This window comes from Acidimicrobiales bacterium, assembly GCA_041394185.1.
Classification (GTDB): Bacteria; Actinomycetota; Acidimicrobiia; order Acidimicrobiales; family Poriferisodalaceae; genus JAAETH01.
Map to the genome: position 1 here is coordinate 570,282 of JAWKIQ010000003.1, position 12,937 is coordinate 583,218.

Here is a 12,937-nt window from a genome sequence, read left to right on the forward strand (position 1 = left end):
ATGGCACGATGTCGCTGCCCGCGCTGCCCACCCAACCAGCCGACACCCCATGGCCCACTCATCAGTGGCCCTCGTCGGAGCCCGACGTAGCAAATCCGGACGCACTTCAGGCCGCCGTGGACGAGCTGTTCGAGTCGGGCCGCCCCGAGCTGGGACGCACCGATGCACTGGTGCTGGTACAGGGCGGCTCGCTGGTGGTCGAACGATATGGCCACGGTGTCGACTCGGCCTCGACGCTGCCATCGTGGTCGATGGCCAAGTCGATGACGGCCGTGCTTGGCGCTCTTGCGGGAATCGACTGGGAAGCACCTGTGCTGGCCCCAGAGTGGGTTGCGACGCCGGACGATCCCAGACGCGAGATACGGGCACGGCATCTGCTGACCATGACCACGGGCCTCGAGTGGACCGAGATCTACGAACCCGACCAGCCAAGCGATGTCGTGAGGATGCTGTTCGGCGACGCCAAGGCCGATGCGGCCCGATTTGCAGCCGACAAACCACCTGCAGCCGCGCCTGGTGAGGTCTACCAATACAGCTCGGGCACCACCAACATTCTCGCCCGCCACATCGCCGGCCATCTGGGCCTCGACGGCGACGCCCCAGGGTTCGAGGCCTTCATGCGTCGCGAGCTGTTCGACCCTGTGGGCATGGCCTCGCCGATACCCAAGTTCGATGCCCGCGGCACCTTCATCGGCTCGTCGTTCTGTTATTGCACCGCCGCCGACTTTGCGCGGTTCGGTTTGTTGTGCCTCAGGGGCGGGCGCTGGGACGAGCGACAGCTGGTCCCAGCCGACCAGATAGACCGATTCAGAACCCCAACCGAGGCCTCGCGCGGAGTCGACGACTTTGTCCACGGTGGGCATTTCTGGGTGCACGAAGACGGCTTCGGAACCTTCGCGTGCCACGGCTACGAGGGGCAGTACATCTGGATGGTGCCCGCGCTCGATCTGGTGCTGGTCAGGTCGGGGGTACGGCCCGAAACCGACAAACAATCGTTGGTGGTGGCATTGCGGGCAATCGTCGAGGAGTTCGCACGATGACCATCGACGAGAACCTGTACCGCGTGCTGGCCCATGTGGATCACCAGCGAGAATTCATCATCACCGGCGACCAGACCCTGACCTATGGGAAGGTCTTCGAGATGGCCGCCCGCTTTGCGGCATCGATGGTCGGCCTGGGTGTAGGGCCGGGCGACCGGGTTGTGGTGCAGGTGTCGAAGAGCGTCGACGCGCTCGCCCTGTATCTGGGTTGCCTTCAACTCGGAGCGGTTCAGGTGCCGCTGAACACCGCCTACACCGCAGCCGAGGTCGGCTATTTCGTCGACGACAGCGAACCGTCGCTGGTGGTGCTCGACCCCGGCTCGCCGCAACCCACCGCAGACCACGCCTGTGCGATGGTCGATCTGGGCGAGCTGGCGAGGCTGGCCGACCAAGCGCAAGCCAGCGAGCAGGTCACGAGCCGTGGTGGCCGCGACCTGGCGATGATGCTGTACACGTCGGGAACCACCGGTCGCTCGAAGGGAGCGATGCTGTCGCACGCAGCCCTGATCGCAAACGGCAGGGGCCTGAACCAGATCTGGGGCTTTCGGCCCGACGACACCCTGGTTCACATCCTGCCGATATTCCACGTGCACGGGCTCTTCGTCGCACTGCACAGCGCAATGTTGTCGGGAGCCCGGGTCGAGTACTTCGACCGTTTCGATGTCGACCAAACGATCGACGCCCTTGCGCGGTCAACGGTGATGATGGGTGTTCCGACCCACTACACCAGGCTGATGGCCAGCCCGCGGCTCGATCCAGATGCCTGTTCGTCGATGCGTCTGTTCACATCGGGTTCGGCCCCCATGACGGCCCAGGTCCACGAAGAGTTCACCGCCCGCACCCGACACCAGATCGTCGAGCGGTACGGGATGACCGAGTGCGGCATCATCACCTCGAACCCGCTAGATGGCAATCGCGTTCCCGGCACCGTCGGCTTTGCGTTGCCCCACACCGAGATCAGGGTCACACGCGACGGCGAGGTGGTCGAGGCGGGCGAAGCCGGCATCGTCGAGGTTCGTGGCCCTGGACTGTTCGACGGCTACTGGCGCCTGCCGGACAAGACCGCAGAAGAGATGCGCCCGGGTGGATGGTTCGTCACCGGCGACGTCGGCCACACCTCCGCCGATGGCCGGCTGACCCTGGAAGGACGCGCTGGCGACATGATCATCTCGGGCGGCTACAACATCTATCCCAAGGAGATCGAACTGGTGCTCGACGAGGTTCCTGGCATCGCCGAGTCGGCCGTCATCGGGGTTCCGCACCCCGATTTCGGTGAAGCGGTCGTGGCGGTCGTGGCGGGGGCCTGGGACGAGGCGTCGGTCAGGCCGGCACTCGACCAACACCTGGCCCGCTTCAAGCACCCACGCCACCACATCCAACTCGAGAACCTCCCCAGAAACGCCATGGGAAAGGTCCAAAAGGCGGCATTGCGAGAGCAGTACCGCCACCTGTTCAGCGACTGAGTTCGCGGGCCCTGGCAAACACAGCGTCGAGCATGTCGGGCGTCAGACGCCCGGTGAAGGTGTTCTGTTGGCTCGGATGGAACGAGCAGATGATGGTTCGGCCATCGGGCAGCCGAGCCTCGACCCCGTGGCCGAACTTGGGTCGGGGCCTCAACCCCAAGAGTGTGGAGGCCACGCCGTAGCCGAACTGCCCGAGAGCCACGAACACTTCGACGTCTTCGAGCAGTTCGAGCTCGCGTTCCAGGAACGGCCGGCAGCGGTCACGCTCTTCGGTGGTGGGCTTGTTGGCCGGGGGCGCGCACCGCACAGCCGCCGTCACATAGGCACCGATCAACTCGAGACCATCGCCAGGACCCACCGACTCGGGCTGGTTGGCGAATCCGGTCCGGAACATCGACGCAAAGAGAAAGTCGCCCGAGCGATCGCCGGTGAACACCCGCCCGGTGCGGTTGGCCCCGTGGGCCGCAGGCGCCAGGCCGATCACCATGACCTTTGCCGCAGGGTCACCGAAGCCGGCGACGGCTTTGCCCCAGTACTGCTGGTCACGAAAGGCCGCTCGCTTGTCTCGGGCCACCTGTTCGCGCCAGTCGACGAGGCGGTCGCATGCACGACAATCGGCGATCTCGCAAGCCAAGAGCTCCAGCTGCCTGCGCCTCTCCATGCAATCGACCCTACCGCCGCCGGGTAGCTCAACTGCTCGACCGGTAGGGCCCGATAGTCGGATAGCTTTCTGGACGTGCCCAGCCCGAAACCCAAACCAACCCTGGTCCTGCTCGTGCGTCACGGCAAGACCCCGACCACGGGCGACGAGCTCCCCGGCCGGACGCCAGGCCTCCACCTTGCCGAGAAGGGCCAGCTCCAAGCCCAGGCTGCGGCCGACCGCATCGCTGAACTGGGCTCGAAGGTCACCGCCGTCTATGCGTCACCGCTCGAGCGCACGCGCGAGACGGCAGCCCCGATCGCAAAGGCCCTGGGCCTGCGCGTCCGAAGCAACAAGGGCCTGATCGAGCTGAACGTCGGAGACTGGACGGGACGGCGCCTGAAAGACCTGGCGAAGCTGCCCGAGTGGAAGACAGTCCAGAAGTATCCCAGCGGCTTCACCTTCCCCGGGGGCGAGTCGTTCACGGCCATGAACGCCCGTATCAATGACACGGTCGCAGGCCTGGCCGCCGCACACGCCGGAGAGGCCATCGTGTGCGTTTCGCACGCCGACCCGATCAGGGCCTTGGTTGCCTCCGCCATGGGAACCCACCTCGACCTCTTCCAGCGAGTCGTGGTGTCGCCATGCTCGATCTCGGCCCTGCTGTACACCACCGAAGGCCCGGTGGTACTGGCTGTGAACTCGATCAGCGGACCACTGACCGAACTGGCCCCGGCCTGATCCTCAACCAGGAAGCGACATGAGCGAATCTTTCAACATGCTCGAGGTATCGAACCTCGTCACCGGAACCGTCGGAGAGCCCGGCCAGCGCATCTTCTTCCTCCAGGCTCGCGATACCCACAATCTGGTATCGCTGAAGTTGGAAAAGGGACAGGCCCACGCCTTGGCCAGCGGCATCCTCGAGATACTCGACGACCGGGGCGACACCTCAGACCCCATTCGTCCCGAAGACCTCGTCGAGCCCCTGATGGCCGCATGGACGGTCGCCTCTCTGGGCATTGGCATCGAGGAGGACGCAGACCGCGTCCACGTCATCGTCGAGGAACTCACCGACGACGAAGACGACGAACCGGCAACCGCGCGCTTTGGTCTCACGTTCGCCCAGGCCAGGGGTTTCGCCGGTCATGCACTGTTGCTGATCGAGCACGGCAGAGATTTCGGACGGCAGAACGGTCATCGGCCACACTGAGCCATGAGCGACCTGACCGCTCTTAGGGCTCTCGAGAGCAAGCTTCGCGAAGGCGAGGTCGAGGTCGAGGGGCGTATGCCCTGGTCCTCGAACCAGACGTTCCTGGTGCGGGTCGTCGACGACGAACACGTGCTGCCGGCGGTGTACAAGCCGGCGGCAGGCGAGAGGCCGCTTTGGGACTTTCCCCCCGGCTTGTACAGACGCGAGATCGCAGCGTACGAGCTTGCGATGGCGCTGGGGTGGCCCATAGTTCCGCCCACGATCGAACGCGAGGGACCATTCGGCAAGGGATCGGTTCAGCTATTGGTCGAAGCCGACTACGAGCAGCACTACTTCACGCTCGTCGAGGACACCTCGCATCACCCGGCCCTGAAGCGCCTGTGCCTGTTCGACCTGCTCGCCAACAACACCGACCGCAAGAGCGGCCACTGCCTGATCGACTCGACAGGCCACATCTGGGGCATCGACCACGGTCTTTGCTTCGCGGCCGACTTCAAGCTGCGAACAGTGATCTGGAACTTCGAGCACGAACCCATCGACGAGGGGTTGATGGCAGATGTGGTCGACCTGACGGAAGACTTTCCAGAGCAAATATCCGAGTTGCTCGACCACGACGAGGTTGCCGCGTTGTTACGCCGGGCCAATCGGGTCGTCGAGCACGGCCTGTTCCCCGACGACCCGACAGGGCGACGCTGGCCCTGGCCACTGGTGTGAACACCGACCACGACGTCGACCTTCACATCGACCGCGGCGACCTGGACGCGATCCTGCGCTCGATCGAAACCATCTGCGACCGGCAAGACTGGGTCGAGTTGGCCAGGGTGAACAACCGTTGCCGACGTGGCCACGAGCGGGGCCACCAACTCTGGCCGGCGGCGATGTATGGCGAGTACCGGCTGGTCCTGGGGGGCACGCCCGACCTGGCAGCACAGGTCGTCGTCGAGTCTCCCGGGGTGTTCGCAGTGGGACCTCTGGCCGAGGTCGCTGCCCACGCTCATCTGTGGGACGACATCGAACCCCACCTGCCCAAGGGCGCGGCGAGGAACCAGGTCGCGGCCGAGGCCGTGGTGCGCGGTGATGTGATCGCTTCGGACTCTGCGGAACTCGAGCTTCCGGGCGCTCTCCAAGGCTGGGAACCCGACTACGACCTGGCCGAATACAAGCCCGACTCGATCCACGCGCCGTCGACAGCGCTACCCGTGCGCAGGCCGATCGACGAGGTTGCCCCGGGGCGCCTGAGAACCGACGATGTCGCCGAGCAAGGCCTGCGCGACCTGGTAACTCCGTGGTTGTCCAGTTCGGAAGGAAGCTGCGTAACGGTCTCGGTGGTCGGATCGGCGCACCAGGCCATTGCGGCGTTGCGCCGCGGCCCGATCTCTGCCGCCGAACTCGAGCCCGCGCAGGCTCTGAGACTCATGGCCTGGACCGCGGCGTCCGGAGGTGCACAGGGCCGCCGACGCGGCGCAGCCGCAGGCAGGGCCATCGCGTGGCACGCCGTAGCGGCCCTCGCCGGTGATCCGGCCTGGCCGCCCCACCCAGACGACATCGGCGAGTGGCTCGAAGAGCTCAGGTGGTGGGCTTGGGACACACACGACGAGCACCGAGGCTGGCGGCTTCGCCTGGCCGTCGAGGACCCCCAGCACGGGGTGTCGTGGGCCATAGACGCCCACGACCACGAACGGGCCGCCCCGCAGGGCGACCCGTCGATGGATTCGTGATCCGGCTGAGCCGGAAATCGTTGTTCAGCCCTTGAGGGCTGCGATGAGGGCCGGCATCACCTTGTTGACGTCACCGACGATTCCGAGGTCGGCGATTCCGAAGATCGGAGCCTCCTCGTCCTTGTTGATGGCGATGATGTTCTTCGAGCCCTTCATACCGACCAGGTGCTGGGTGGCACCGGAGATGCCACAAGCGATGTAGACGTCGGGCTTGACGACCTTGCCTGTCTGGCCCACCTGGTAGGCGTAGGGAACCCAGCCGGCGTCGACGATGGCACGAGAAGCGCCAGGCGCGGCGTTGAGGAGCTTGGCCAGCTCTTCGACCAGGGCGTAGTTGTCGACGCTGCCCATGCCGCGGCCGCCGGCGACGACGATGGGAGCGGCATCGAGCTGTGGACCCGACCGCTCTTCGACGTGGCGGGCCACGATCTTGGCCTGTCCCTGATCTGGGACGTCGATCGACACGACCTCGGCCGGGCCGCCACCCGCCTCGGAAGGCTCGAAGGACTTGGGCCGGAACAGCGCCAGCTTGACGCCGTCGTTGCGGAAAGCCGTCGACAAGGTCTTGGTGCCGCCGAAGATGGGCTCGTCGCACACCAGGGTGTCGCCTTCGACCTTGGCGTTGACGTTGTTGGTCACAACCGGCTGGTCGAGCATGACCGACAAACGCGACGCAACGTCGCGGCCTTCGTAGGTCTGACCGAAGAAGATGGCGTCGGGGCTGGTGCCACCGCCGATGAGCCCGGCCAGGGCCGAGGCAACCGGAATGCCCGGAAGGGCATCGCCGAGGTCGCCGGTCGCGTAGACCTTGGAGGCCCCGTAGGCGCCCAGAGCACCGGCCAGCGATGCTCCGTCGCCGCCGACCACGGCGCAGACCTCTGATGCGAGCTCACGGGCCTTGGTGAGCATCTCGAGAGTGAGAGCAGATGGAGCGTCGCCGCCCTCTGCGTAGACCCAGATGGTGTTGATTGACACTTGTTCGCTCCTCAGATGACCTTGAGCTCGGTCAAGTACTGGACGATGCGCTGGAAGCCTTCGCCCTCGTCGACCACGATCTCGCCGGCCTCACGTTCTTCGGCGTCTACGACCGCAACCGTCTCTTGACGGCTGCCGGTGGTTCCGACCGCGCCGGCATCGATGCCCAGATCGCCGATGCCGAGTTGTTCGACCGGCTTCTTCTTGGCAGCCATGATGCCCTTGAACGACGGATAGCGGGGTTCGACAACACCACCGGTGACCGAGACCAGGGCCGGCATCGGGCAGGTGACCTCGTCGTAGCCGTCGTCGGTCTGGCGCTCGATCGACAACGAACCGTCGCCGATCTCGATCTTCTTGGCGAACGTGACCGAGGGGATACCCAGGACCGCAGCGATCTGCTCGGGAACGGTTCCGGTGTAGCCGTCGGACGACTCGACACCCGCCAGCACCAAGTCGGCGCCCAGGCGACCGATGGCCGCGCCGAGCACCTTGGCGGTGCCCAGTGCGTCGGTACCGGCCAGTGCGTCGTCGGAGACGAGCACAGCGTCGTCGGCGCCCATGGCAAGAGCGGTTCGAAGACCCGAGACCTCACCGCGGGGAGCCATCGACACCAGGGTGACCGAACCGCCTCCGGCTGCTTCGACCAACTGAAGGGCGAGTTCGACACCGTAGGAGTCGGACTCGTCGAGAATCAGCTTGTCATCGCGCTTGAGGGTGTTGGTCGATGGGTCGAGCTCGCCCGGAACCGCTGGATCCGGAATTTGCTTCACACATACTGCGACCTTCATAGGTCTCAGAGTCTGGCCCCTCCGGGGGCCGTGGGCAAGTTGTCAGGCATGTGAAATCCCCCACTCACGAAACTGCGCCCAGATCTTGCTGACGACGACACACGACCTAGCCGCGCGGCGCGACACTTGAGCTGTGAGGATCACCCTTCTAGTCAACGGCGCGGCCAGCTCGGTGACCGCCCGAACCCGGGTACTGATCCGCAAGGCGCTGTCTCGCGAACACGAGGTAACCGTTGCCACAACGGCCAGAAGAGGCCACGCGAGCAGGTTGGCCAGGGGGGCGGCATCGACGGGCACCGACGTCGTGGTGTGCCTGGGTGGCGACGGAACCTTGAACGAAACCGCCAACGGCCTGGCGGGTACCACGTGCGCATTGGCCGCCCTGCCTGGGGGCAGCACCAACGTGTTCGCCAGAACGCTGCACACGCCCGACGACCCGCTGGAAGCCACCGAAGCTGTTCTCGAGGCCATCGAGGCCGGGTCTATCCGCCGCATCGGCCTGCCGACGGTGAACGGCCGCTACTTCTTGTTCCATGCAGGCCTCGGCTTCGACGCCGCCGTGGTCGAGCAGGTGGAGAAGAGGGCGAGCCTCAAACGTTACGCGGGCCACCCATTGTTCATCTGGGCCGGGTTTTCGACCTGGATGCGCCACTACGACCGATCCAGGCCGCGCATGGCGTTCACCTACGGCGACCAGACATCTGTTGACGACATCTACCTCGGCATCGTTCTGAACACCGACCCCTACACCTACCTGGGCAGCCGACCGCTGTCGATCGACCCCAGCGCCGACATCGACAGCGCCCTTTCGACGGTCGGGGTCAGGAGCATGGGGTTTATGCCGATGATGCGCCTGGTGGGCAACCTGGTCAGGGGCGGGCGGATCATCGACGACCCCATCGTCGAGAATCGAAGTGGCGTGACAGACCTGACCGTCACCGGGCACGGGCCGTTTCCGTACCAGGTCGACGGCGACCATTTGGGCGACGCCGAGGTTCTCCAGTTCCAATGGCGCCCCGACGTGCTCAGCCTGGTTCTTCCCACGAGCTGACTCGGCTGTGGGCGTCGATGGTTGGCTTCAGGATCTGCCGAGCGTTGCCAGAGCAACGTCGGGGACGTTGGTGACGATTCCGTCGACACCCCACCGGGCGAGCTCAGCGATGCGCTCGGGCTCGTCAACGGTCCAGACGTTGACCTTCAGCCCCACTGCATGCGCCGCGGCAACGAATCGTTCGTCGACCTTGCGATCCCATGGATGGACCGCAACATGTCCTGCATCGACGCAAGCCGACAGCGACCGCTCCGGATCGTCGTCATAGGTCAACAAGGCGGTGTCGACACCGGGGTCGAGCCGGCGCACCTGGGTGATGGTGCCCGGGTCGAAGGACGAGACGAGAACACGGTCGCGCCGTGAACGTGCGGCCAGCAGGTCGACCACCAGGCCCGCCAGCCGACGGTCGGGATCGAAGTCTGGGTCGGAGGCGATGTTCTTGATCTCGATGTTCACCAGAACACCCGCACACGCGTCCAGGGCCGCCTCCAGCAGCGGAATGTGGCCCGCGAGTTCGGCCACGGTCGACTGGACCACCAGCCGTTGACCCTCTGGCGTCTCGAACCCCGCGTCGTGGTGCACCGCCATTTGAGAGTCGGCGGTGAGGCGAACGTCGAGCTCTATCGCATCGGCTTTCATGAGCACCGCCGTCGAAAACGCCTGCAGTGTGTTCTCACGCTCGGCGCGCGAAGCACCACGATGTGCAATCACTAGGGGACCTGACATTCCCACATCATGGCGCGGGAGACGAATTTCATTCCATATTCGAAATATCTTTCTTGAAACCCTTGTTACGCGTGTCTGACGGTGGCTAACCTGCACACGGCGTGCAGGAACTTCGTGACCGGATCTCCTCGTCCGGCGGCTCCTCACCACGGGGGCACCGCCTCGGCGGTGCAAGGGAGGCAAGATGGTGCTCAAGGCGAGCATGCTGCTCGACAGCAAGCTCTGGTGGGACCAGGCTGCGTGTCGCAACACCGACCCAGCCCTGTTCTTTCCGGTCGGCACGACCGGCCTAGCGCTCGACCAGATCGCTGCGGCCAAGAAGGTCTGCGGCGAGTGTGACGCACGAGAGTTGTGCCTCGAGTTCGCCTTGAAGACCAACCAGGATGCTGGTGTCTGGGGCGGAACCTCCGAGGAAGAGCGACGCGAGATTCGCCGGGCACGCCGGCGCGCCGCACGCGCCAGCTGAGCCTGCGCACCGGGCAGCACGTAGTGTTTGCCCATGGCGACCTCGAACAACTTCAGCAAGGGCCTCCACGACATCGGTGATGGCTGCTTCGCGTACCTCCAGCCCGATGGTGGTTGGGGCTGGAGCAACGCAGGACTGGTGACCAGCGGCAAGGAATCGCTGCTGGTCGACACACTGTTCGACCTGGCGCTCACGCGCGACATGCTCGACCAGATGTCCGCGGTCACAGCAACTGCACCGATAAGGAACCTGGTCAACACCCACGCGAACGGCGACCACTGTTATGGCAACGAACTAGTCACCGGCGCCCAGATAATCGCGTCAAAGGCCTGTGCAGAAGAGATGCTGCACACCCCACCCGACATGCTCGCCCAGATGATGAAGGCCGCCCCCAACATGGGAGACCTGGGCCAGTACCTTCTCGATTGTTTCGGCGACTTCGACTTCGAAGGCATAACGCTGACACCGCCTACGGTGACATTCGAGCAGCGCCACCAGGTGATCGTGGGCGACACCGCGGTCGATCTGTACGAGGTCGGCCCCGCTCATACCCAAGGTGACGTCATCGCTCACGTACCAGAGTCGGGCGTCGTCTATACCGGCGACATCTTGTTCATCGAAGGCACTCCCCTGATGTGGGCCGGCCCCATCGCCAACTGGGTCGCAGCGTGCGACCTGATCCTCGAACTCGACGCTTCACGGATAGTTCCGGGGCATGGCCCGATCACCGACGCCGCCGGCGTCGAGCGGGTCAAGGAATACCTCCAGTACGTCGACACCGAGGCCCGGGCACGCCACGCTGCTGGGATGACGGCCGAACAAGCCGCAGCCGACATAAGCCTCGGCCAGTTCGCGGGTTGGCTCGACAGCGAACGCCTGGCGGTCAACGTCGACGGTGTCTATCGCGAACTCGATCCCACCCATGGGCCAAGCGACGTGGTCAAGCTGTTCACCATGATGTCGAAGCTGGCCGTCTGACGCCCGCTTCGCCTCCGGCGCCTACTCGCGCCGGTAGGGCGGCACGGTCAGCACCACCAGAGCACCACCGTCGGGCTTGTTGGTCATGGTCAGATCGCCACCGAGTTCGCTGGTCACGAGTGTCTTGACGATCGAGGTTCCGAGGCCGCTCGAGCGATCGGGGTCGAAATCGGCCGGCAGGCCCACACCATCATCGTGAACCCTTATCGAGAGCCCGGCGCGTACCGAGCCGTGCAGTTCGACCACAACCGTGCCGACCACACCGTCGACCGCCTCCCTGCTGGGCGGAAAAGCATGGTCGACGACGTTCTGCAACAGCTCGTTGATGACGACCGCCAGCGGGGTGACCACCTCTGCGGGAGCCACCCCGACATCGCCGACGACCGTTATCGCAACCCGCCTGTGGATATCGGTGAGGCTCGACTCGATGGTGCGGGCGATCTGCCTGACGATCTCGAGAAGCGATATGTCCTCGCCCGTCTCCTGGGCCAATGTCTCGTGCACCAACGAGATCGCGGCGATGCGCCGAACCGACTCTTCGATGGCGACCTTGGCCTCGGCGCTCTCGAGCCTTCGACCCTGGATGCGCAACAGCGACGAGATGGTCTGGAGGTTGTTCTTCACCCGATGGTGGATCTCGCGGATCGTCGCATCCTTGGACATCAACAGGCGATCTCGACGCCGCAGTTCGGTGACATCGCGCATCATCACCAGAGCACCGCGCTTGTCGCGGCCACCGGACAAGGGCACGGCCACGAGCTGAATGAACACCCCGCCCCTGTCGAGTTCGGCTGCCATGGGCGACGTGAGGCTCATGGCGTCGCGAGCGACTCGCTGATCCAGGCCCAGGTCGCTGAGCCGCCGGCCCTCGACCACGCCGGCGAATCCGAGGCGGTGCAGGGTCGAAACGGCGTTGGGTGAAGCAAAGACGATGCGCGCCTGATCGTCGACGACCAGGGCTCCGTCGCCGATACGGGGTAGGTCTTCGGGATCTACGCCGCTGTCGACGAAGGGAAACTCGCCGATCTCGATCATCTTGGCGAAGCGCTCGTAGATACCCAGGTAGCTGCGCTCGAGTTGGCCCAGCATCCGAACACGTTCGAAATCGGGGCGCAGTTCGCGCGACAACACCCCGATTACGTTGCCCTCCAGGCGTATCGGGATGCAGTGGACACGGGCGCGGGGCCCACTGCCCCCGGCCAGAGTGACCTCACCGTCGACGATCTCGCCGAGCCTGAACGCCCGGGCCACGAGGGGACGCTCGACTTCGGTGAACACCCGGCCCACCTCGTCGTCGCGGTAGAGGGTCTGGGCCGTCGAGGGCCGGATCTGTCCGACCACCACGAATCGGTTGTCGCGTACCGGGGCGAACAGCAACAGATCGGCGAACGAGATGTCGGCCAGCAGGCCCCACCAAGCGACCACCCGCTCGAGCTGGGTGAGTTCGGCCGTCGTGACATTGGCACCGAGCCGTGCCATGCCCGTCATTCGTGTCAATGAGACTCCCGGTCAGCTCCGGAGGAGCTGGCTTCAGCTGCCAGCGAAACCTATACGGCCACGTGTCTGGGCGCCTACCTCGACGTAGGCGATCTTGCCTCCGGGAACGCCGATCTGGCGGCCCTGCTTGTCGGTGACCCACAGAACGGTCTCGGCGGCCATTGCGGCATCGACATCGGCCTTGACCTTGTCGACGTCGGTGTCGTCTGCCATCTCGAAGCTGAGCTCGCGCGGCGAGTTGATGACCCCGATGCGTACGTCCACGAATGTCTCCTGTGTTCGATGACCTGCTGCGTCACGAAGCGGGTTCGGACGCACCGCTCCACTGTATTGGCCGCGGTGTCAGATAGGCACGGAGGCCTCCGACGGGAGTACGGTCGGC

15 protein-coding genes are annotated in these 12,937 nt (G+C 65.1%); 9 read left to right on the forward strand and 6 right to left on the reverse strand.

The genetic code is table 11. The annotated features are described in order from the left end of the window. Positions 1 to 8: 8 nt before the first annotated feature. The gene (locus R2770_16175; GenBank protein ID MEZ5281996.1) at positions 9 to 1,040 is read left to right on the forward strand and encodes a serine hydrolase; all 1,032 of its coding nucleotides are present in this window, start codon (positions 9 to 11) and stop codon (positions 1,038 to 1,040) included. Beyond that, entirely contained in the window at positions 1,037 to 2,503 is a 1,467-nt protein-coding gene (locus tag R2770_16180) for an AMP-binding protein (protein MEZ5281997.1), read from the forward strand. The genes R2770_16175 and R2770_16180 overlap by 4 nt, the downstream gene beginning before the upstream one ends. Here R2770_16180 and R2770_16185 read toward each other — a convergent pair. After that, the gene (locus R2770_16185) at positions 2,493 to 3,164 is read right to left on the reverse strand and encodes a uracil-DNA glycosylase (protein ID MEZ5281998.1); all 672 of its coding nucleotides are present in this window, start codon (positions 3,162 to 3,164) and stop codon (positions 2,493 to 2,495) included. The genes R2770_16180 and R2770_16185 overlap by 11 nt on opposite strands. 75 nt (positions 3,165 to 3,239) lie before the next feature. Between R2770_16185 and R2770_16190 the strand changes: the two genes are divergently transcribed. The 4 genes from R2770_16190 to R2770_16205 are packed head-to-tail and all read left to right on the forward strand — an operon-like array spanning position 3,240 to position 6,071. Then, on the forward strand, positions 3,240 to 3,884 hold the full coding sequence (locus R2770_16190) for an MSMEG_4193 family putative phosphomutase (protein ID MEZ5281999.1): 645 nt from the start codon (positions 3,240 to 3,242) through the stop codon (positions 3,882 to 3,884). A gap of 19 nt (positions 3,885 to 3,903) precedes the next feature. Then, positions 3,904 to 4,353, forward strand: a complete 450-nt coding sequence (locus tag R2770_16195; protein ID MEZ5282000.1) for a DUF3090 family protein — start codon at positions 3,904 to 3,906, stop codon at positions 4,351 to 4,353. 3 nt (positions 4,354 to 4,356) lie between these two features. After that, positions 4,357 to 5,067: an SCO1664 family protein gene (locus R2770_16200; protein ID MEZ5282001.1), complete on the forward strand. Its 711-nt coding sequence runs from the start codon at positions 4,357 to 4,359 to the stop codon at positions 5,065 to 5,067. Next, entirely contained in the window at positions 5,064 to 6,071 is a 1,008-nt protein-coding gene (locus tag R2770_16205; GenBank protein MEZ5282002.1) for a hypothetical protein, read from the forward strand. The genes R2770_16200 and R2770_16205 overlap by 4 nt, the downstream gene beginning before the upstream one ends. Before the next feature lie 24 nt (positions 6,072 to 6,095). Here R2770_16205 and R2770_16210 read toward each other — a convergent pair whose 3' ends face one another. Together R2770_16210 and R2770_16215 are read right to left on the reverse strand one after the other, a co-directional pair. After that, a complete protein-coding gene (locus R2770_16210; protein MEZ5282003.1) occupies positions 6,096 to 7,046 on the reverse strand; it encodes an electron transfer flavoprotein subunit alpha/FixB family protein in 951 nt (316 codons plus the stop codon). Between the two features lie 11 nt (positions 7,047 to 7,057). Then, positions 7,058 to 7,819, reverse strand: a complete 762-nt coding sequence (locus tag R2770_16215) for an electron transfer flavoprotein subunit beta/FixA family protein (protein ID MEZ5282004.1) — start codon at positions 7,817 to 7,819, stop codon at positions 7,058 to 7,060. A 151-nt stretch (positions 7,820 to 7,970) separates the two neighbouring features. Between R2770_16215 and R2770_16220 the strand changes: the two genes are divergently transcribed. Continuing rightward, positions 7,971 to 8,888 (forward strand): diacylglycerol kinase family protein, encoded by a 918-nt coding sequence (locus R2770_16220; protein MEZ5282005.1) that lies wholly within the window; start codon positions 7,971 to 7,973, stop codon positions 8,886 to 8,888. A gap of 27 nt (positions 8,889 to 8,915) precedes the next feature. Here R2770_16220 and R2770_16225 read toward each other — a convergent pair whose 3' ends face one another. After that, the gene (locus tag R2770_16225; GenBank protein MEZ5282006.1) at positions 8,916 to 9,614 is read right to left on the reverse strand and encodes a glycerophosphodiester phosphodiesterase; all 699 of its coding nucleotides are present in this window, start codon (positions 9,612 to 9,614) and stop codon (positions 8,916 to 8,918) included. 184 nt (positions 9,615 to 9,798) lie between these two features. Here R2770_16225 and R2770_16230 point away from each other — a divergent pair, with 184 nt between their 5' ends. Together R2770_16230 and R2770_16235 are read left to right on the forward strand one after the other, a co-directional pair. Continuing rightward, positions 9,799 to 10,080 (forward strand): WhiB family transcriptional regulator, encoded by a 282-nt coding sequence (locus R2770_16230; GenBank protein ID MEZ5282007.1) that lies wholly within the window; start codon positions 9,799 to 9,801, stop codon positions 10,078 to 10,080. Positions 10,081 to 10,113: 33 nt separating this feature from the next. Next, a complete protein-coding gene (locus R2770_16235; protein MEZ5282008.1) occupies positions 10,114 to 11,058 on the forward strand; it encodes an MBL fold metallo-hydrolase in 945 nt (314 codons plus the stop codon). Positions 11,059 to 11,079: 21 nt separating this feature from the next. On the opposite strand, the gene R2770_16240 is transcribed toward R2770_16235, so the two are convergent. Beyond that, positions 11,080 to 12,537, reverse strand: coding sequence for a histidine kinase N-terminal domain-containing protein (locus R2770_16240; GenBank protein ID MEZ5282009.1), 1,458 nt, complete (start codon positions 12,535 to 12,537; stop codon positions 11,080 to 11,082). Between the two features lie 51 nt (positions 12,538 to 12,588). Beyond that, positions 12,589 to 12,819, reverse strand: a complete 231-nt coding sequence (locus tag R2770_16245) for a DUF3107 domain-containing protein (protein MEZ5282010.1) — start codon at positions 12,817 to 12,819, stop codon at positions 12,589 to 12,591. Positions 12,820 to 12,937: the final 118 nt, after the last annotated feature.